The organism is Ignavibacteriota bacterium (genome assembly GCA_016707525.1).
Taxonomy (GTDB): Bacteria; Bacteroidota; Ignavibacteria; order UBA10030; family UBA6906; genus JAGDMK01.
Window position 1 is genome coordinate 86,518 of the sequence record JADJHP010000010.1, and the last position, 20,885, is coordinate 107,402.

Genomic DNA, 20,885 nt, shown 5'->3' on the forward strand with positions numbered 1-20,885 from the left:
GCCCTTTGAACGGCACGGTCCTCCACCGGGGCCTCGCCGGGGTGGGTATCGCAGGGATCGTTGTGGTTCACCTGTCGACACCCGCCTGATCGATGTCCTCACCCCAACCCATTGTGACCCATGTTCTTGCGGCAGAACATATCAATAATGACTTTAACGTTTCGATTACCCTGTTGATAAATTATCGCATATTCGGCTCTTTTGGCTTGACTTTGAGTCCAAATCACCTTTCTTAGTAAAACGTTTCGATACAAATGAAGCATGAAGTCGATTTCTTCCCGTGCAGCCTCATTTACGTCACCAACTGGTGTGCTCATGAGCAGGCCGTCGATCAAGGATGTCGCTCGTCAAGCGGGATGCTCCGTGTCGACGGTTTCCCTTGTCGTGAACGGGCACGGGAACGTGAGTGACGAGACGCGGACCCGCGTCATGAAGGTTGTGCATGATCTCGGCTATTACGCAACACGCGCGGCGCGCGGACTCGCATCGCGCACCAGCGGCAACATCGGCTTCATCCTCCGCGAAGATCATTTCTCCCAGGTAGAACCGTTCTATACACGGGTCTTCCTGGGCGCAGAGTTCGCTGCACGCGATCACCACTTCTACGTCCTCCTCGCCACCGTCAGCCAGCGCTTCTCGGAAAAGAAAGACCTCCCGCGCTTCCTCCTCGAGCGCAACGTCGACGGCATCATCATCGCCGGCAAGGTGTCGCAGAGATTCATCGACGAAGCGGAAACATTCGGCATCCCCATCGTGTTCGTCGATTTCGAAGTGCGGAAGAAGAGACACGCCTCGATACTCATCGACAACAGATCCGGTGCGCGGGCTGCGGTGGAACATCTGCTCTCGTGCGGACACAAAGACATCGCATTCATCGGCGGCGACATCACGCATCCGAGTCTCGCCGACCGTCTGCAGGGATACAAAGAAACTCTTGCCGAACACGGGATCGCGGTGCAGGACCGCCTGATCGACACCAGGGAGGCGGACACCCGGATCCCGAATGGTGCGAATGCCATGGCGCGGCTCCTCCAGCTGCGTCCGCGGCCGACGGCGGTCTTCGCCGCCAATGATGCGATGGCCATAGGATGTATCCAACAGATCCGCGAGCATGGGCTCTCCATCCCCGGCGAGGTCGCGGTCGTTGGCTTCGATGATGTAGAAATGAGTTCCCTCATGCTTCCCCGGCTCACCACGCTGCGCGTGTTCAAGGAAGAGCTTGGCAGTCAGGCGGTGAATACCCTCGTTGAGATGATCCACCATGGCGAGAACGTTGTCGTGACGAAACATCTCCCTGTGGAGCTTATCGTTCGTGATTCCAGTTGTACCCCGGTCCCTGTGAAGGATCTCACTGCCGCGCAGGATCGGATCACGCGATAGTAATTCATCTCCGCAACCGCACAGACTGCTCTCACGCACCCTCCGTACGGAAACGGATCACCCTTCTTCACTTTTCAGTGCTTCACTTCCCTATGGAGGTATATATGACCTTGCGTCCAAAGTTCCTTTGGCTGGGCTTTGCTGTCGCATTCCTTTCCACTGCCGTGATCTCCCAGCCGACCAACCTGAACACGATCGGAACCTTCGAAGGTTCGATGCCGTCGTTCTGGAACGTCGGCAATGCCGGTGGTGCAAAGTTGACGTGGGCAACGGACCAGCACCGGTCAGGTCTTCGGTCCCTCAAGATCGAAAAGACCACGACCGGCGACAGTGCCTCGTTCGTGTCGGACAACATGGCCGACATCTGGGCCCCGTTCCACAACAAGAACGTCGACATCTTCCTCGGCGCATGGGTCCGCACCCAGGGCGTCAACACCGCCCCTGCGAACGACGATGCGCGGTGGTTCATCATCCACGAATTCTACGATACGCTGGGTGTGAAGATCGGTACCTTCAAGCTGCCGGTGCCGCAGACCTCCGCATCGACGGGTGGCTGGGTGGCTGACACGAGTGCTCCGGGTGATGTGATCCTGCCGAAGGATTCCTACCGGACGATCGTGAAGCTTGTTGCCGGTAAGAATGCCACGGGTACGGTGTGGTTCGATGACATCATGTTCTATGGCCGCAGCGCATGGGCCGGGCAGAACTGGGGCACGAACCTCGAATTCCCCTCGGGGTACTACTACTGGCTCCCGCCGGTGGGCGGCAACGACGGCGTGCTCGACAGCGGCTTCGAGAACAGCGTCCTGACCACCGAAGCGGCACACAGCGGCCTCACCTCGTTGAAGTTCGTCCTGCCTTTCAACCGGGTTGCACATGACGGCTTCATCGGTGCGAAGCGCCTGCTCTTCAACAGCTTCGGCACAGGGATCAAGCCGGGCGACAGGGTGCGCCTTTCCGTATGGTTGAAGGCGAGCGATCTTGTGCCCGATTCCGCGGCGTTGTATCCCGGCACATGGTCGGTCGGCTTCACGCCACTCTGGTTCGCGAAGGTCGGCAACAACGACGGCTATGATGTCCTCTCCTCGAACGACTTCACGTGGCAGTTCCCCGCCGTGACGGCCTTCGACTGGAAGCAGTATACGCTCGATGTCGAGGTCCCCGCGAACGCGAAGGGGCTCGAGGTCCGCATGCACATCTATGCCCGCTTCACCGGGACGATCTACTGGGACGATCTCACCGTCGAGAAACTCGATGTCCCGACGATCACGGAAGTCGGCGGCTTTGAAGGCACCATGCCGGCATTCTGGAACACCGGCAACGTGGGTGGCGCGAAGCTGTCGTGGGCGACCGACCAGCACCGTTCGGGCCTCCGTTCGTTGAAGATCGAGAAGACCACGACCGGCGACAGTGCGTCGTTCGTGTCGGACAACATGGCTGACATCTGGGCCCCGATCCACAACAAGAATGTGGATATCTTCCTCGGCGCATGGGTCCGCACGGAAGGCGTGAACACCGCCCCGGCAAATGACGATGCACGGTGGTTCATCATCCACGAGTTCTATGACACACTGGGCGTGAAGATCGGTACCTTCAAGCTGCCGGTGCCGCAGACCTCCGCATCGACGGGTGGCTGGGTGGCCGACACGAGCGCTCCCGGCGATGTGATCCTGCCGAAGGATTCCTACCGGACGATCGTGAAATTGGTAGCGGGCAAGAATGCCACCGGTACCGTGTGGTTCGATGACGTCATGTTCTACGGCCGCGGCGCATGGGCCGGACAGAACTGGGGCACGAACCTCGAATTCCCGACAGGCTGGTACTACTGGCTCCCGCCGGTGGGCGGCAACGACGGTGTCCTCGACAGCGGCTTCGAGAACACGGTGGTCTCCACCGAACAGGCGCACACCGGAATGAAGTCCGTGAAGTTCGACCTGCCGTTCACCCGTGCGTCGCACGACGGCTTCATCGGTGCGAAGCGCGTGATGTTCGCATCCACGCCGACATCGTTGTCGTCGATGGCTCCGGGTGCACCGCGCGACATCGCGCAGATCTCGGGTGTCAATCCTGGCGACAGGCTGCGCCTGTCCGTATGGCTGAAGGCGAGCAACCTCGTCCCCGATTCCGCAGCGCTGTATCCGGGCACCTGGTCGGTCGGCTTCACGCCGCTCTGGTTCGCCAAAGCCGGCAACAATGACGGCTACGATGTGCTGTCGTCCGCCGATTACACGTGGCAGTTCCCGGCCGTGACGTCCTTCGGCTGGTCGCAGTACACGCTGGATGTCGAGGTCCCGGCGAACGCCAAAGCCCTTGAGGTCCGCCTGCATGTGTATGCACGTTTCACCGGTACCATCTACTGGGACGATCTCACCGTCGAGAAGCTGGACATCCCGGCGCTCGCGGAACCCGGGACCTTCGAAGGCACCATGCCGGCGTTCTGGAATGTCGGCAATGCTGGTGGAGCAACGCTCTCATGGGCAACGGACCAGCATCGGTCAGGCCTCCGATCCCTGAAGATCGCGAAGACCACCACAGGCGACAGTTCGTCGTTCGTGTCCGACAACATGGCCGACATCTGGGCCCCGATCCACAACAAGAACGTGGACATCTTCCTCGGCGCATGGGTCCGCACGGAAGGCGTGAATACCGCCCCGGCGAACGACGATGCGCGGTGGTTCATCATCCATGAGTTCTACGACACGCTGGGCGTGAAGATCGGTACGTTCAAGCTCCCCGTGCCGCAGACGTCAGCATCGACCGGTGGCTGGGTGGCAGACACGAGTGCTCCGGGCGATGTGATCCTGCCGAAGGATTCCTACCGGACGATCGTCAAGCTGGTTGCGGGTAAGAATGCGACCGGTACCGTGTGGTTCGACGACATCATGTTCTACGGCCGTGCCGCATGGGCAGGCCAGAACTGGGGTACGAACCTCGAATTCCCGACAGGCTGGTACTACTGGCTGCCGCCGGTGGGTGGCAATGACGGCGTTCTCGCCGATGGTTTTGAGAACACGGTGGTCTCCACCGAGGCCGCACATACCGGGATGAAGTCGCTGAAGTTCGACCTGCCGTTCACGCGCGCATCACACGACGGCTTCGTCGGGTTGAAGCGTGTTGCTCTCGGCACCAACGTGAAGTCCGGCGACGTCATCCGCATCACCGCGTGGTTGAAGGCATCCAACCTTGTACCGGATTCCGCGGCACTGTATCCCGGCACGTGGTCGGTCGGCCTCACTCCGCTCTGGTTCGCAAAGGGCGGGAACAACGACGGCTACGATGTGATGCAGTCAAGCGACTACACATGGCAGTTCCCGGCAGTGACGTCCTTCGACTGGACGCCGTATACGCTGGATCTCGTTGTGCCGGAAAACGCCAAAGTGCTTGAGGTCCGGACACATATCTATGCACGCTTCACCGGGACGATCTACTGGGACGATATCACGGTCCAGGTGATCGGCGCACTCACCGGCGTGGCAGGTGCGAAGGACCAGATGCCGAAGACGTATGAACTGGGCGAGAACTATCCGAACCCGTTCAACCCGTCGACGACGCTGCAGTTCGGCTTGCCGACGGATGGACAGGCATCCATCGCCATCTTCAACACGCTGGGTCAGGAGATCCGGAGGCTGGCGGATGGCTTCTATGCCGCTGGCCGCTATGAAGTCGTGTGGGATGGCCGCGACAACAGCGGTCGGACGGTGGGCACGGGCGTGTATCTCTATCGCCTTGTTGCCGGCCAGACGGCCGTGGTCAAGAAGATGCTGCTTGTAAAGTAGCAGGTCACGCAGGGGATGCCCGGTCCGGGCATCCCCTGTTCTGTTTACACGGAGAGCATGACCATGAGGACTGTCCTAGTAACCTGCCTGATCGCCGTCCTGTGTGGGACCGCGGCTGTCCATGGCGGAACGACAGGGAAGATCGCGGGGAAGGTCACGGATGCCCGGACCGGTGAGCCACTCATCGGTGTGAATGTGCTTGTTGTCGGCATGACGCTCGGGGCAAGTTCGGACGTTGAAGGTGAATACTATATCCTCAATGTCCCTCCCGGCACCTACACCATCAAAGCGTCGTCCGTGGGGTATGCCCCCATGACCGTGAACGCGGTGAGGGTGACCGTCGACCAGACCACGCGCATCCCGTTCCAGCTCGGTTCCCAGACGGTGGAGATGGGCGATGTGCTCATTACCGCCGAACGTCCCATCGTGCAGAAGGACCTGACCTCCACGACCTCATCGGTGAGCGGCGACGAGATCGCTGCGCTGCCGCTGGAGGATGTGGCATCGGTCGTGAATCTGCAGGCCGGTGTGGTGGACGGGCATTTCCGGGGCGGTCGATCCAATGAAGTGAAGTATCTCATCGATGGTGTGGCGGTGAACGATGTGTTCTCCGGCGGGTACACCATGCAGGCCGAAGTGAACAGCATCGCGGAAGTGCAGGTGTTGAGCGGCACATTCAATGCCGAATATGGCGAGGCCATGTCCGGTATCGTGAACCAGGTGACAAAGATCGCGGGCGAACGGTATACCGGTGAGGCTTCCGGCTACATCGGTGGATATATGAGCAACAGGACGGACCTGTTCACCGGTCGAGCGGCAAAGAAGTTCCTCGGGTTCCTGCCCGACCTCTATTCTACGGTGTACAACGTGCAGGCGAGCCTGAGCGGTCCTCTTCCGGTGTTGCCCGAGCTTTTCAGCTTCTTCGCTTCGGGGCGTTCTCTGGATGACCACGGTTCGATCTATGGCACGCGGCAATTCAATCCCTCCGATTCCTCCAATTTCTCCGCCAACGATCCCGCCGCATGGCATATCGGGAACACCGGCGATGGCACCGCGGTCGCGATGAATTCCTCGCGCCGCCTCACGCTGCAAGCCAAGCTGCAGGCGCAAGTAGGAAGCGGGAAGGGGATCGTCCTCCAGGGGTTGTATCAGCAGAATACCTACCGCGAATACGACCATGCGTTCCGGCTGAACCCGGACGGCGATTACGAGCGGCACCAGACAAGCGTTCTGGTGAGCGGCGGCTACACCCATGTGTTCGGCGGATCGTCGTTCCTGGACGCCACGGGGTCGGTCTATGTCAGCGATTACAAGCAATACGTCTTTGAGAACCCGTACGACGCACGCTATGTGAACCCCGAGCGGCTGCAGGATGCAGGTGGGAACTCGTTCCTGACCGGGGGGACGGCCAACTGGCATTTCAAGCACACCACCACCACGGCAACGGGACGTCTCGACTTCACCTCGCAGCTCACTGCGGTGCATCAGTTCAAGATGGGAGTGGAAGCACAGTTGCACACGCTGAAGTATGAAGACTTCCAGATCCGCATCGATGCGACCACCGGCTACCGGCCGCAACTGCCCCCGGTGGGGAGCTTCGACTTCAATGCGTACACGAACCACCCGAAGCAGTTCGCCGCCTACATCCAGGACAAGATCGAATTGGAGTACCTGGTGGTGAACGCCGGGCTGCGGTTCGATTACTTCGAGCCCGACGGGATGACGCTGGTGAATGCGGACAGTATCGCGTCTCTGGACACCATGCAGCCGCCGTACTCCGGTCCGCTCTTCGCAAAGGCAAAGGCCAAGTTCCAGATCAGCCCGCGCTTCGGCATCTCGTATCCGATCACCGACCGGGGCGCCGTGCATCTTTCCTATGGCCATTTCTTCCAGATCCCGGCCTTCTCGTACCTGTACAAGAATCCCAGTTTCCGCATCCCGCTCACAGGCAACTATCCCGAGTTCGTCGGGAACACGATCGGGAATGCGGACCTCGAGCCGCAGCGCACCACGATGTATGAGATCGGCCTCCAGCAGGAGATCGCTCCGGCCATCGGTGTGACGTTGACCGGCTACTACAAGGACATCAGGAACCTGCTGGGCCTGGAGATCCACACCAAGAATGATTTCAAGAAGTACGGGAAGTACGTGAACCGGAACTACGGCTCCGTCCGCGGCATCACGGTCTCCTTTGAGAAGCGGCTCACCGATGGGTTCGGTGCCAACGTCGACTATACCTATCAGATCGCCCGTGGCGACGCATCGGACCCAAGCGACGACTACAACAAGGCGCAGGCGAGTCCGCCCATCGAGAGCAACCGGGCCTTCGTGCCGTTAAGCTGGGACCGCAGGCATTCGTTGAACGCCACGCTCACGATGGGGACGCCGGGGGACTTCATCGCGAGCGTCATTGCCCGCTTCGGTTCGGGGTTGCCGTACACGCCGTCGCTGGTGAACCAGCGCACGGGATTGGAGAACTCCGACAACCGTCCGGCGATCCTCAGCGTGGATCTGTACGGCACCAAAGAGTTCGAGCTCGACGGGCTTGTGCTGTCGGTCTTTGTGAAGGTCTACAACGTGTTCGACACGGCCAACGAGCTGAACGTCTTCGGCGACACCGGCCGTGCCGGCTATACGCTCGAGTTGACCCGGGCGCAGGAGGCACCGCGCGGTGCCAACACCCTCGCGCAATACTATACGCGCCCTGATTTCTATTCCGCACCGCGGCAGGTGGTTGTCGGTGCTTCCGTAGGTTTCTGAAGCCTTCTGTTCACGAGAGGGATCTCACAGCAACGAGGTTGGATATGCAGTGGACGATGCATAACGCGTGGCGCCTGATGGTCCTGGTGCCCCTGTGTGCGATGCTCACCGGTACCGGACAGGCGCAGGTCCTGGTGGACAAGAACAAGGGAACGCACAATGAGACGAAGAAGGGATACATGGACGGGAACCTGGTGGGGACCGTCTATTATAACTTCGGCGAGGTGGCGGACTGGCAGAACGAACCGGTGCGGAGCGGCGTGTGGCCGAAAGGCACGAACCACACGTATGTCGATGGCGTCGCCATGATCGTCCAGGCCGAAGCCACGGCCCCGGACCCTGCGAACCCGGCCTCGACGCTCCTGTTCCATCCCCTCGAGACGAACTACTATGAGTACACCCGCTACGACCGTTCGACCGGCGTGACGTACGGCTGGTGGCCGTTGCCGGGATACGCCGCACGCTTTCAGAACAGTCCGGCCGTGAGCAACGACCAGAAGACCTGGCCGACACACTGGCCCGACCGGCTGTCGGATTGGGATGGGTACTGGAACGGGTATTTCGGGAAGGGTATTCAGAATGCGGACCTGGAAACGTACTTCGTGTATGACGACAACGAGGACCAGGAGTACGCATCGCGATACCGGTTCTATCCGGATGCAGCCGACACCACGCGCGGTGGGCTGGGGATGCAGGTGCGCGCGCGTGGCTTCCAGTGGTCGCAGGTCCTTGCCGAGGACGTGATCTTCTGGCACTATGAGATCACCAACATGTCCACCACCGACTATGCGCGCACATTGTTCGCACAGTATGTGGACTGGGGGATCGGCGGACACGACAACTCCTCCAACAACGCGGGCGATTAAAACAAGCTGCTGAACATCTCGTATGCGTGGTCCACCGTGTCGCGCGGCAACCCCGGCAACTGGAGTCCCGTCGGCATGTCCGGCTATGCGTTCCTGGAGAGCCCCGGACTGGCGAACGATGCGAAGGACAATGACCTGGATGGGCTCACGGATGAGCGGCGTGACAACATCGCACGCGTGTTCATCACCGATCCGTTCAGCGATCCGTACCTCAGGGATGTCGCGCATGATACGGCGGCGTTCCGGACATTCTACGGCCTCCCCTGGAAGGCGCACTGGGATGCGGATGAGAACTGCAACTGGCGGCCGTTCGAGGATGTGAACAAGAACACCAGCTGGGATGCCGGAGAGCCATTGAACGACGATGCCGGGTCGGACGGTATCGGTCCGCTCGATGAAGGGTACCTCGGGCCGGATGTGGATGGGACCGAAGCGAATGGCCGTCCGGACCAGGGTGAGCCGAATTTCGGGATCCTGGACAAGGACGAATCGGACCAGCTCGGCCTGACGGGATTTCTTATTTCGTCCGTGCATACCTACGATCTGAACAATGACGAACGGAACTGGCAGGCGCTCTCCTCGCTGCCGGCGCCGCATGGCGGCGAACTTGTGGGTGTCAACCTGGCGAACCACTTCTCCAGCTACCTCTTCCCACTGGCAGGGCGGAACAGTTATGGCGCGCAGACGGGGACGATCGGGGAGACGGGGGGATCGGAGCGGTTCTCCATGGCGATGATCTACGGCATGGACCTGAGCGATCTGTTCCGCCGCAAGCGCACCGTGCAGCAGATCTACAACGCCAGCTACCGCTTCGCAAAGCCTCCCGAGAAGCCTTCGGTGAAGGCCATTCCGGGTGACGGGCGGGTGACGCTGTACTGGGACGACCGTGCGGAGAAGACGTTCGATGCATTCTATCAGCGGTACAATTTTGAAGGATACCGGATCTACAGGAGCACCGATCCGAACTTCCTCGAGGCCAAGACCGTCACCGACGCCTATGGCAAGGCGACCTACCGGAAACCGCTCGCGCAGTTCGATGTCGTGGACGGCGTCACCGGCCTCCATCCGGTGGATGTGAACGGCGCGCTCTTCTATCTGGGTGATGATTCGGGGTTGCAGCACTCGTTCGTGGATTCGACGGTGCAGAACGGGCAGACCTATTACTACGCCGTGGTATCGTACGATCAGGGGTTCACGACGACCACCATCCAGGGAGAATTCCTGGGCATCCCGCCGTCGGAGTGCACCAGCATCATCAAGACCGACATCAACGGGCAGGCGAAGACGGACATCAACACCTCGGTGGTGATACCGCGGGCGGCGGCGGCGGGATACATCGCGGCGCAGCTCCCGATGGTGGCGGTGACAGGCCCGGGCACGGGCACCGTGACCGCCCGGATCCTGGATCCCGATTCCCTCCGTCCGAAACATATGTACAAGCTCGCCTTCATCGATTCCACGGCATACCACACCGCACCCAATCCGTACTACTACCTTGTGGACATGACGCGGGGCGACACGCTCATCAGGCCGCAGCGGATGACCGGACGGAACGTGACGACCCCGGCGCTTGCCGGTTTCGCGCTGACCCTGCAGAACGACCAGACGGTGGACATCGACCGGGTGAAGACCGGATGGAAGACGGGGAGCAGCAACTACGTCGTTGAGGCGGGTTTCAACTCGGCGTTCGGACAGGGAGCGCTGGCGATACGCCGCGTGAACTATCCGGCAGACTTCGAGATCCGGTTCACCGCGCCGGGGCAGGGTGTGGTGGCGCTGCCGCGCTCCACGTTCTCCGAACCGAATCCTTCCAACGTGATCGTGAAGAACATCACCGAGAACCAGGACAGTCTCTCCATCGTGTTCTTTGACGAGAACAGCAATGCGGAACTCGAACCGGGCGAAGCACTCTTCATTGCCGTCGGCGATTCGGCGGGCAAACGTCCGGCATCGTTCCGTGAGGCACAGTTCACCTGGTCCATCGCCTTCACGAAGGATACGCTGCTGTCGGTGCAGCGGGCGCCCGTTGCCGGGGATGTGTACCGGATCATGACCACGAAGCCCTTCCGGACCGGCGAGTACTTCGGGTTCCAGTCGGTGCCACCGGGGTATGATGCGGCTCGTGCGCAGACCGATCTCGCAAAGGTCGCGGTGGTCCCGAACCCCTACGCAGGTGCAGCCTCGTGGGAGCCGGCGACCACATCGGTCGGCCGCGGAGAGCGGCGCGTGTTCTTCATCCACCTGCCACGCACATGCTCCATCCGCATCTACACGATCGCAGGGCGCCTGGTGCAGACCCTCGAGCATGCATCATCGATCGACGACGGCCAGGAGTCGTGGAACCTTGTATCGCGCGACGGCATGGACATCGCCTTCGGTGTGTATGTCTTCCACGTCGACGCCCCCGGGATCGGGACCATGATCGGCAAATTCGCAGTCCTCAAGTAAAAGGAGAGCACGTATGAACGTGCATCGCAGTGTGCTCGTAGTGCTCGCGCTTGCCCTCCCGCTGCAGGGGTTCGCGCAGATCGGTTCCCGGAACGTGGCAAAGACCGGGACCGTGGGGGCTGCCTTTCTGGAGATCCCCGCGGGGGCTGCGGCCGTCGGCATGGGGACAGCATTCGTCAGCCATGCATCGGACGCCTCGGCACTCTATTGGAATCCGGCGGGTGCCGCCCGCTTCGAGAAGAACCAGGTGCTTGCCAATCACATGTCCTGGATCGCTGAGACGCGGTTCGATTTCGCGGCGCTGATCCTCCCCCTGGGCGAGGCCGGCACGGTCGGCGTGAGCTTCCTTTCGCTCGGCATGGAGGACATGAAGGTCCGCACCGTGGATATGCCCGAAGGGACCGGAGAGTACTTCAGCGCGAACGACCTCGCGGTCGGGCTTTCCTACGCGCGCAAGCTCAGCGACCGGTTCGCGGTGGGTGCGTCCGTGAAGTACATCCAGCAGAGCATCTGGCATGAGACCGCCAGCGCATTCGCACTGGACATCGGTACGCTGTTCCGGACCGACCTGCTCGGCGGCATGGTGATCGGTGCGTCGCTCTCGAACTTCGGCACGTCGTTGACACTGGATGGCCGCGACACGCGGCAGTTCGGGCGCGTGGATGAGACCATTCTGGGATCGAACGACCGTATCCCTTCCACGATCGAGATGGATTCCTGGGAATTGCCGCTGCTCTTTCAGATCGGCGTGTCCTTCGACCCAGTTGCGGTGGATGCATACCGATGGACCGTGGCCGTGGATGCGCTCCATCCGAATGACAACGACGAGAGCATGAACATCGGCACGGAACTCGCCTACAGCGAGGCGCTGTTTCTCCGTGCCGGCTATCATTCATTGTTCCTGCCCGAGTCCGAAGGCGGGCTGTCGCTCGGCTTCGGCGTCACATCGGCACTGCTGTTCTCATCCACGACCGACGTACAGCTCGACTATGCCTATCGGGACATGGGGCGGCTGGGGGGGGTGAACATGATCTCCTTCGGCGTACGGTTCTGAAACGGAGAGGATGACACGGGATGAGGTGCAAGGCGTCGACAGGCATGGTGGTGCGCGGGAGCGCGCTTTTCCTCGCGGGCATACTCGTGCACGGCCTGGCCGTTGCGCAGGGTGCTGGCAGCCGCGACCTTCCCCTTCTCCATACCCTTGACCCCCTGATCGCGAACACCGTTGTTGCCCGTGTCGGGCCCATTGCCATCACCGCACAGGAATTCTTCGACAGCTACGTCTTCGGGCCGGCGTTCGTGAAACGCCATGCCGATGGACGGCGGCGCCATCTCGATCACATGATCAGCGAAAAGATCCTTGCCCTCGGCGAACGCGCGAACGGGAACGCACACGATCCGCGTGTCGTGGCCGGCGTGGATGCCGTGGAGGGCGATCTTGCCACGGAAGAGTTGTACAGGGAGGATGTGCTGTCCGGCGTGCACGTGAGCGGCGAAGAGGTGGACCTTGCCGCCCGTCGCCGCAGTGTGGAAGTGACGGTACGCTGGCTGTATGCGGCAGAGCGGAAGGGGATCGACACCCTCGCGCGCCGGCTGGAGCGGGGCGGGAATTTCGATCGCTTGTTCGCGGAAGAGTGCCGGACCGTCCCGCGTGAAGACCGTTCCATGGTGGTGACCATGATGGACCTCATGATGCGCAATGCGTCGATGGGGCGCATCGTGGAGAACCTGCACCCCGGTGTGCCGTCGGGCGTCATCATCGTTCCGGATGGACACTATATCGTTCAGGTCGATTCGGTCTGGACCACCGCGATCACCACGGCCACAGCAAAGGCGGAAGCACAGTCCGATGCGCGGCGTGCACTCGCGCAGCACAAAGCCGACAGCCTGTCGGGTGTGTATATCCAGGGACTCATGCTCGATGCGGGCCCGGTCATTCAGCGCCGCAGCTTTGACATCCTGCGCGCATATCTGGGGTCGCAGCTCGTGGACGATCCCACCTTTGATGCGTGGGGGTTGGCGGATCGCTTCCGGTCGACCGGCGACAGTGTGGCCTTTAGGGAGATCGGGCGGTATGAAGAGGACACGCTTGTGACGCTCCGTACAGGAGGCATCAGCATCGGCAGTTTCCTCGGGTGGTACCATGTGCGCGAGCGGAACCTGAAGCTCCGCATCACCGGTCCGCAGGAGTTCTTCCTGTCGCTGCAGGATTTGGTGTGGCGCATGGTGCGCGATGAGCTGTTGGTGGAACGGGCCATGGCACGCAGGCTCCAGGAACGTCCGGCCGTTGTGGCGCAGAAGCGGTGGTGGGAAGACAAGCTGCTCTATCAGGTGGCGAAGGATTCGCTGGCGAAGACGATCACGTGGACAGATTCGACCCTGCGGGTGTACTATGATGCCCATCCGCGCTTCCGCCGGAACGCGTTGGGCAAGCAGCAACGTTTCGAAGATGCGCGCGAAGATGTGCTGCGCGAATGGTATGGCATCGCCCTCAATGAGCGGGTGCTCCGGCGGTTGAACGAACTCAGGAGCAGGTATCCCGTCATGGTCGATGACAATGCACTTGCTCGGGTGCCCGTGGATGCCCAGGATGATCCGCGCGCCATCGATGTTGCGGTCGCGAAGAAGGGCGGCACGTTCCCGCGCCCCGCGTTCCCGTCGATAGATCCGTACTGGCAGACATGGCAGTGAACACGACACGGGTGGTGATAGGATCGCTTGCGGCCCTCCTGGTGATGGGTGGCTGCGGGAACCAGGAGCGCCGTACGGCGGAAGGGGGGGCGGTCATCGAGCTGACCTACTGGCCCGCACCCAATCCGCAGGAGATCCAGCTCGCCGATACGCTGGTGCGGCGATGGAATGCGGCCCATCCGGGCATCCAGGTGCGCATGCAGCCCATCCCGGTGAGCCAGTCCACGGAGGAAGTGCTCCTCGCCGCCATCGCAGGGAGGACCACGCCGGACGTCTGTTCGAACATCCAGCCCGGTGCGATGTATGAGTTCACGCGTACCGGCGGGCTGTTGCCGCTGGACGGGTTCGAGGGATTCGACTCGCTTGCCGAGATCCGTGCCGGAGCGGAATTACTCGAAACATTCCGGAGCCCGGACGGGCATGTGTACCAGCTTCCCTGGAAATCCAATCCCGTGATGATGTTCTATAATAAGCGCCTGCTGCGCGAGGCGGGGTACGCCGATGTGCCGCGCACCTACAGTGCGTATCTCGAAGCCGGGCGACATGTCACGCGCGACATCAATGGTGATGGTGAGATCGACGTCTGGATGGGCGAGCGGGACATACGTCCGATCTGGTGGCAGAGACTCTTCGACTTCTATCCGTGCTATATCGCCGCATCCGGCGGGAAGACGCTCTTCGAGCGTGAAGCCTTCCATATGCACGACAGTGCGGCAGCGGAGGTCTTTGCATTCTTCCAGTCGTGTTATCGGGAAGGGATCTTCCCGCGCACGTTCTTCCAGGGTGGCGATCCCTTCATCCTGGGGAAGAAGGCAACGCACTTCTCCGGCCCGTGGGAAGTGGCGACATTGCGGAAGTTCGCGCCGGACATGGAGTATGGCGTTGCACCCCTGCCCGTGCCGGATGCCATGACGGGGCCTGTGTACACGTACGGTGATTTCAAGAACATCGCGGTGTTCAGCACATGCGAGCATCCGGAGGCAGCCTGGGCGTTCGCGCGGTACCTCGTGCAGCCCGAACATGATCTGCTGCTGCTCGAACTCTGCGACCAGATCCCCGTGCGGACCGACCTTGTGACCCATCCGTTGTTCGCGGACTACTTTCGCAGGAATCCGGTGATGGCGGAATTCGGCAAGCAGCTCCAGCACATCCGGGGGATCGATGCGGCACCCGACCTGAAGGAGATCTTCGATACCCTGTCGCAGGTGTATGAGAAATGTTCGGTGTATGCCACCATTGCGCCGGCGGATGCCGTGCGGGAACTGCGTGCGCGGACCGTGATGATCGTGGAGTGGAACAAGTGAGCACCGTGAGCACGCGGCAGACATGGAAGAGCAGGTTCGGCGACCGGAGCGGCTACGGCATGGTCCTGCCGTATGCCATCTTCTTCCTCGTGTTCGTGGCCTATCCGCTTGCCTTCTCGCTCCTGCTCGTCTTCCATCGCTGGAACATCGTCACACCGATGGAGTGGATCGGCCTCAAGAACTTCAGCCGCCTGTTCCAGGACCCGCTGTTCTATGCATCGCTGTGGAACACGCTGGTCTTCCTTCTGCTCCATATCCCCGCGCAGGTCATCGTGGCGTTGGGTTTTGCGCTGCTGCTCAACGGCCGGTTGCGCGGGCGGGGGTTCTTCCGGGCCATCTACTTCCTTCCCGTCGTGGTCTCGGGCGTCGTGGTCACGATCCTCTGGCAGCAGTTGTATGCCTACGACAACGGGCTGCTGAATGGCATGTTGACGGCGATCGGCCTGGGGCGCGTGCCGTGGCTTGTGGATCCGCACGTGGCGATGCCCGCCATTGCGGTGATGGCCACCTGGAAGAATGTGGGTATTTACATCGTGTTGTTCCTTGCCGGACTGCAGACCATCCCGACGGAGGTCTACGATGCCGCGAGCGTGGATGGCGCATCACCGTTCCGGCAGTTCCGGCACATCACGCTGCCGATGCTCCAGCCCACCATGATCGTCATCGTCGTGCTCTCCACCATCGGCGGGTTCTCGCTGTTCATCGAGCCCTACGTGCTCACCGGCGGCGGCCCCATGCAAAGCACGTTGTCAGGCATGCTCTACATTTATAATCAGGGCTTCTACTTCAATCATATGGGATATGCCGCCACGCTCGGGTTCGTGTATGCCGTGATCATCCTGCTTATTGTGCTCGTGCAGCGCAGGGTCCTCGGGAAGGAAGAGGCGGCATGAAGACCACCCTCCGGTATCTCGTGCTGACCGTCGGGGCCGTGGTATTCGCGTACCCGTTCCTCTGGATGATCGCCGGCTCGTTCAAGCCGGAGATGGAGATCACAGGCTTCGGCCTCTGGTCCCCGAATTTCTCCCTGCACGCGTACGACATGGTGTTGGGCAAGATCCCCCTGGGCCGGGCGTTCCTGAACAGCTGCATCGTCTCGGGAGCGACCACCGCATCGGTCGTGCTCTTCGGGTCCATGGTCGGCTACGCGCTCGCGCGGCTCCGGTTCCTCGGATCAAAGGCGGTGTTCACGCTGCTCCTGTTCACCATGATGGTCCCGTTCCAGCTCGTGCTCATCCCGCAGTATATCCTGATGGTGAAGCTGGGGCTGACCGACACCTACATCGGCATGATCGCGCCCACCATGATGAGTGCGTTCAGCATCATTCTGTTCCGTCAGTTCTTCATGGCGATCCCGCAGGGGTTCATCGATGCCGCGCGGCTGGACGGTGCGGGCGACCTCACCATCCTGTTCCGCGTCATCTGGCCGTTGTCGCGCCCGGTGATCATCACCGTGGCGATCCTGACCTTCATGACAAGCTGGAACGAGGTGCTCTGGCCCATGCTGGTGGTGCGTGAGCGGACGCTCATGACCATGCCGCAGATCGTCACCATCTTCACCATCGGCGGCGAGAGCGAGGCGCATCTCGGTTCGCTCCTGGCGGCGGCCACGCTCCTGGCGCTTCCCGTGATCGCGGCGTACGCCTTCTTCCAGAGGTACTTCATCGAGAGCATGGCATCTTCGGGGATCAAGGGATGAACAGATACCACATCATGGGGCTATTGGTGGCCCTTTTCGCCGGGACCGACGCTTCCGCACAGCCGGGGTTGGCGTGGGAAGGCCCGTATGCGGTCCGGTTCGAAGGACGGTACGGACAGGTGGAAGCCGGAGGGCCTCTGGCCGGTATCGAGCACCACGACAGCCGACCGTTCCCATCGCGCATCAGCTTCTACGTCCCCGTGGCGAACAGCATCGACCTCAGCACGGACTATTGGAAGCGGGGGGGATCCCGTCCGGTCGTGGCGGGGATCCGTGTGGATGGCGGTGCGCGGCACTGGATCGGCAAAGAGCCCTGGAACTACGTGCAGTCGCCGCACAGCGTCCGGTTCGATCGCGGGGATGGTGATCTCCGGTTCGCGGTGCAGTACGACTTCGGGGGGCGGACGGCCGCGGCCGTGATGCGGATCGTTGTCAGGAATGCGGGGACGGGCGCACACGACATCGAACTGTACACGCATACCATGCTCGCACTGCGGAGCTGCCAGACGTACACGCGGTACACCCCTGTCCGCACGCGGTATGACACCGCACATCGTGCCGTGGTCGCGGAGTACGATGACCTGCAGCTTGCAGAGGCCAACGTGATCGTGCAGAATGCCGGACTTTCACCCGCCTCCTGGTCGACGAATGGCGCGGTCCTCGCGGCCGCGGATTCGGGGTGGTCCAACTGGATCGATCGCAACGGTGCCTTGAGCGGCGTAACGTCTGTGCGGGGGACTGCGAACACGCCCGTCGCCGCATTCCAGTACGTTGCCCGATTGGCGCCCGGCGATTCGCTCCAGGTGATCCTTGTCTACAGTTGCGCGCCGGCGAACGCCGTGACCGCCACGCTGAGCAGGAACGCACGCGGTTGGTTGGATGACATCGACGCATACGCGGGTGATGTGGAACAGTCGGCAGCGGCCATCGCCGGTTTCCGCACGGGCGACGCCTGGACCGACAGCAGCGTGCACTACGCCGGGGCATTGCTGGCGTCGAACCATCACATGCTCGACGGAGCTCTGCTGCCCATGCCGTGCCCGGCAGAGTACAACTTCTTCTTCACCCATGATGTGCTTCTGAGCGGACTCTCCGCGGTGGCGTATGATCCGGCCCGGGTGAAGCGCGACCTGGAGTACATCGGCAGGCATGCAAAGGACGGGATCATCCCGCACGCCCGCTACTGGAAGGACGACGGATACAAGACCGAGTACTGTCAGCCGGGGAACTGGAACCATGTATGGTTCATCCTGGATGCTGCGGCCTATCTGCGCCACACCGATGATACCGAGGAGATCCGGTGGATGATGCCGTTGCTGACGGGGTCGCTTGAGCAGACGCTCCTGCGCAGGAAGGGGAGCATCATGCACGGCACGGAGCCCGACTGGTGGGACTTCGGCAAGGCGGAAGGCGGTCGCGCGTACCTCACGATCCTGACCATCCGGGCTCTGGAAGAGTATGTCTATCTTGGAGCGCGGACGCGCTCCGATCTCAGCAGGCTTGCGGGGTTCGCATCAGCCGCTGCGGAGCTGCGCACCGGCCTGATGCGGGAACTCTGGAATGAGGATGCCGGCACGTTGCTGAACACCATCGGGACGGACCGCGATCAGCACGTGTACATGGGGCCGTTGCTGGCGCCGGTGTTCGGTGCGGTGCCGGGTGTGGCAGGCAGGCGGATCGTGGAGACCGTCCGGCAGCGACTGTTGGATCCGGCGGTCGGCGTGCGAACGGTGGACCCGGCGGATTTCCATACCGACAGCGTGAAAGCCCTCTACAGTGTGAAGGGGAACGAGGCCGGGGAAGCGTACTGGTATGCGAACGGAGGGATCTGGTATCTGGGCAATGCATGGTATGCCGCGGCACTGCACGCCGTGGGTGAGGCGGACAGTGCACTGGCGTTCTACAGGCGCACCATGACGCTGGACGGCATCACGCGGAGTCCGAACGGGCAACCGGCGCTGTACGAGTATCGATTCGGGGATCCCGCATCGCCGCAGCGCGGGACCGTGGACAAGCCGACCATGATGTGGGCCGCGGGGTTCTGCATCGGCACCGCCTACCGGCTGGCGGGGATCCAGGACAATATCTGGAACGTCACAGTGGCAGGCAGCATGCCGGCAGGATTCACCGATATCTCCGTCCCCTATGCGTTCGGAAGGCAGAAGCATATCGTGCGGACGGGCAAGGGAGCAATGCTCACGCGGATGACAGCGGACGGCCGCCAGATCGCATCCCGCATCCTCCCGCTCGATGCCGCGGATGCCGGGCAGATCGCCATCACGATGGGGCCGGTCCTGTATCCGTTCCTCGACAGCCTGAACGCCGTCCTCCATTCCGCGAACGTCGATCCACAGCGGCGCACGTTCACCTGCACCGCATCGTCCTATCCGGGACATGTCACCACCATGAGGATCATCACTCCCTGGCTTGCGGAGGGTGTGACGTTGAACGGGAAACCCTGGACCACCTGGCGTACCGTGTCTACGCCGCCCGGAACGATCGTGGTGGAGATCACGTATCCGGGTTCGGACGGCATGGACCGGGTCGAGGTCAGCTTCGGAGGGAAGAAATGAAGAACGTGCTGGTGGGCCTCGTGATCGGATGGACCGGACTGGCAGGATGCCATGGCGCTCAGGACCAGGGGGTCGTGAATTTCAAGCACCTGGACCACCTCACGGAGAACGTCGTGGTCGGCGGCGACTCCGTAGCGATCGTGCACGTCTATGCGAACTACCCGGACTACGCATGGGTGGACGCGAAGGAATCGGGGCCGGAGGGGATCGCGTGCGTGGATGATGCTGCGCGTGCCGCCGTGGTGGCGCTGCGCGACTTCGAGTTGCATGGGCGTCGTGAAAGCCTTGAGCGTGCACGTCCGTTGCTCCGGTTCGTGCTGGCGATGCAGACCGGGGACGGGCGGTTCTACAACTTTGTGTTGAAGGACCTCACGATCAATCGGGAGGGGAAGACCAGCTTCTCGTCGTTCGGGTGGTGGGCGGCCCGCGGGGTGTGGGCATGCGGGACCGGGTACCGCATCTTCAAGGATATCGACACCGTGTTCGCAGCGCAACTCCGGGCCGCCATGGAGCGGTCGTTGCCGCAGGTCGAGCACATGCTCGCAACGTATGGTCAGACGGAACAGGAAGGCGGCTTCACGATGCCGCGCTGGCTTCTCTATGGATCAGGCGCCGATGCGACCTCCGAGCTTCTCCTCGGACTCCTTGAGTTCCAGCGTGCCGCGCCTTCGCTCCGCGTGGAACGCATGATCAGGAAGATCGGAGACGGGCTCATGCTCATGCAGGATGGTGATGTCGCCACGTTCCCGTTCGGGGCACACCGGTCCTGGCGCACGTTCGTGCATCTGTGGGGGAACGCTCAGGTCGTGGGGCTTGTAACGGCGGGGGGCCTCCTCGGCGACAAAGCCATGCTCGCTTCTGCCCAACGGTCGGCACGGGGCTTCTTCACCCGCGTCGTCTGCAACGGGATGTTCAAGGAATGGGACCTCCGGGAGCCCGGCGGCAAAAAGGAATTCGATCAGATCGCGTATGGCGTCCGGCCGATCGTGCTCGGGTCGCTCCGGATGTATGATGCTTCGGGAGATACGGACTATCTGCGCCTCGCCGGGCTTGCGGCATCGTGGTTCTTCGGCAACAATCCGGCGGGCAAGGTCATGTACGACACGCTCACCGGCCGGTGCTATGACGGCATCAGGGACAGCAGTACGGTGAATCTGAATTCGGGGGCGGAATCCACGATCGAAGCACTCTATTGTATGGTGGAACTCTCGGCATACCCGCAAGCCATGCCCTACGTGCACTGCCGGCAGGTTCGGCTGACGTCCACCGCGGACATGATCACCGGCGTGTTTGTGTATCCGGGCGGCAAGCAGACTGTGGTATATGTGGACCTGCGCAAGGGCCGGTTCTGGTTCGACGAAGAGGGATGAGCGTCGCGGGCACATCGA

Annotated in this window: 12 protein-coding genes; all 12 read left to right on the top strand. The window is 61.8% G+C overall.

Annotated elements, in window-relative coordinates:
• Positions 1-363: 363 nt before the first annotated feature.
• The 12 genes from IPI01_15925 to IPI01_15980 all read left to right on the top strand — a co-directional run bounded on the left by IPI01_15925 (position 364) and on the right by IPI01_15980 (position 20,867).
• Positions 364-1,380 carry a LacI family DNA-binding transcriptional regulator gene (locus IPI01_15925; protein ID MBK7259258.1) on the top strand — a complete coding sequence of 339 codons (1,017 nt, stop codon included), beginning with the start codon at positions 364-366 and terminating at the stop codon, positions 1,378-1,380.
• Between the two features lie 104 nt (positions 1,381-1,484).
• Positions 1,485-5,156, top strand: a complete 3,672-nt coding sequence (locus IPI01_15930) for a T9SS type A sorting domain-containing protein (GenBank protein ID MBK7259259.1) — start codon at positions 1,485-1,487, stop codon at positions 5,154-5,156.
• Positions 5,157-5,219: 63 nt separating this feature from the next.
• Entirely contained in the window at positions 5,220-7,916 is a 2,697-nt protein-coding gene (locus tag IPI01_15935) for a TonB-dependent receptor (GenBank protein MBK7259260.1), read from the top strand.
• 56 nt (positions 7,917-7,972) lie between these two features.
• Entirely contained in the window at positions 7,973-8,782 is an 810-nt protein-coding gene (locus IPI01_15940) for a hypothetical protein (protein ID MBK7259261.1), read from the top strand.
• Positions 8,783-8,857: 75 nt separating this feature from the next.
• The gene (locus IPI01_15945) at positions 8,858-11,230 is read left to right on the top strand and encodes a hypothetical protein (GenBank protein ID MBK7259262.1); all 2,373 of its coding nucleotides are present in this window, start codon (positions 8,858-8,860) and stop codon (positions 11,228-11,230) included.
• A 13-nt stretch (positions 11,231-11,243) separates the two neighbouring features.
• A complete protein-coding gene (locus tag IPI01_15950) occupies positions 11,244-12,284 on the top strand; it encodes a PorV/PorQ family protein (protein MBK7259263.1) in 1,041 nt (346 codons plus the stop codon).
• A 20-nt stretch (positions 12,285-12,304) separates the two neighbouring features.
• Complete coding sequence (locus IPI01_15955; GenBank protein ID MBK7259264.1) at positions 12,305-13,921, top strand: hypothetical protein; 1,617 nt, start codon at positions 12,305-12,307, stop codon at positions 13,919-13,921.
• A complete protein-coding gene (locus IPI01_15960) occupies positions 13,918-15,225 on the top strand; it encodes a sugar ABC transporter substrate-binding protein (GenBank protein ID MBK7259265.1) in 1,308 nt (435 codons plus the stop codon). The genes IPI01_15955 and IPI01_15960 overlap by 4 nt, the downstream gene beginning before the upstream one ends.
• Positions 15,138-16,118: a sugar ABC transporter permease gene (locus IPI01_15965; GenBank protein MBK7259266.1), complete on the top strand. Its 981-nt coding sequence runs from the start codon at positions 15,138-15,140 to the stop codon at positions 16,116-16,118. Before IPI01_15960 ends, IPI01_15965 begins: the two co-directional genes overlap by 88 nt.
• A complete protein-coding gene (locus IPI01_15970; GenBank protein MBK7259267.1) occupies positions 16,115-16,924 on the top strand; it encodes a carbohydrate ABC transporter permease in 810 nt (269 codons plus the stop codon). The genes IPI01_15965 and IPI01_15970 overlap by 4 nt, the downstream gene beginning before the upstream one ends.
• Positions 16,921-19,497 carry a hypothetical protein gene (locus tag IPI01_15975; protein ID MBK7259268.1) on the top strand — a complete coding sequence of 859 codons (2,577 nt, stop codon included), beginning with the start codon at positions 16,921-16,923 and terminating at the stop codon, positions 19,495-19,497. The genes IPI01_15970 and IPI01_15975 overlap by 4 nt, the downstream gene beginning before the upstream one ends.
• The gene (locus tag IPI01_15980) at positions 19,494-20,867 is read left to right on the top strand and encodes a hypothetical protein (GenBank protein MBK7259269.1); all 1,374 of its coding nucleotides are present in this window, start codon (positions 19,494-19,496) and stop codon (positions 20,865-20,867) included. Before IPI01_15975 ends, IPI01_15980 begins: the two co-directional genes overlap by 4 nt.
• The last annotated feature ends 18 nt before the right edge of the window (positions 20,868-20,885 follow it).

What these genes read in the sequence shown, in the direction of transcription:
- IPI01_15930 (MBK7259259.1), top strand. Translation starts at nt 1,485, where the DNA reads ATGACCTTGCGTCCAAAGTTCCTTTGGCTGGGCTTTGCTGTCGCATTC.
- IPI01_15935 (MBK7259260.1), top strand. Translation starts at nt 5,220, where the DNA reads ATGAGGACTGTCCTAGTAACCTGCCTGATCGCCGTCCTGTGTGGGACC.
- IPI01_15940 (MBK7259261.1), top strand. Translation starts at nt 7,973, where the DNA reads ATGCATAACGCGTGGCGCCTGATGGTCCTGGTGCCCCTGTGTGCGATG.
- IPI01_15945 (MBK7259262.1), top strand. Translation starts at nt 8,858, where the DNA reads ATGTCCGGCTATGCGTTCCTGGAGAGCCCCGGACTGGCGAACGATGCG.
- IPI01_15950 (MBK7259263.1), top strand. Translation starts at nt 11,244, where the DNA reads ATGAACGTGCATCGCAGTGTGCTCGTAGTGCTCGCGCTTGCCCTCCCG.
- IPI01_15955 (MBK7259264.1), top strand. Translation starts at nt 12,305, where the DNA reads ATGAGGTGCAAGGCGTCGACAGGCATGGTGGTGCGCGGGAGCGCGCTT.
- IPI01_15965 (MBK7259266.1), top strand. Translation starts at nt 15,138, where the DNA reads ATGTTCGGTGTATGCCACCATTGCGCCGGCGGATGCCGTGCGGGAACT.
- IPI01_15970 (MBK7259267.1), top strand. Translation starts at nt 16,115, where the DNA reads ATGAAGACCACCCTCCGGTATCTCGTGCTGACCGTCGGGGCCGTGGTA.
- IPI01_15975 (MBK7259268.1), top strand. Translation starts at nt 16,921, where the DNA reads ATGAACAGATACCACATCATGGGGCTATTGGTGGCCCTTTTCGCCGGG.
- IPI01_15980 (MBK7259269.1), top strand. Translation starts at nt 19,494, where the DNA reads ATGAAGAACGTGCTGGTGGGCCTCGTGATCGGATGGACCGGACTGGCA.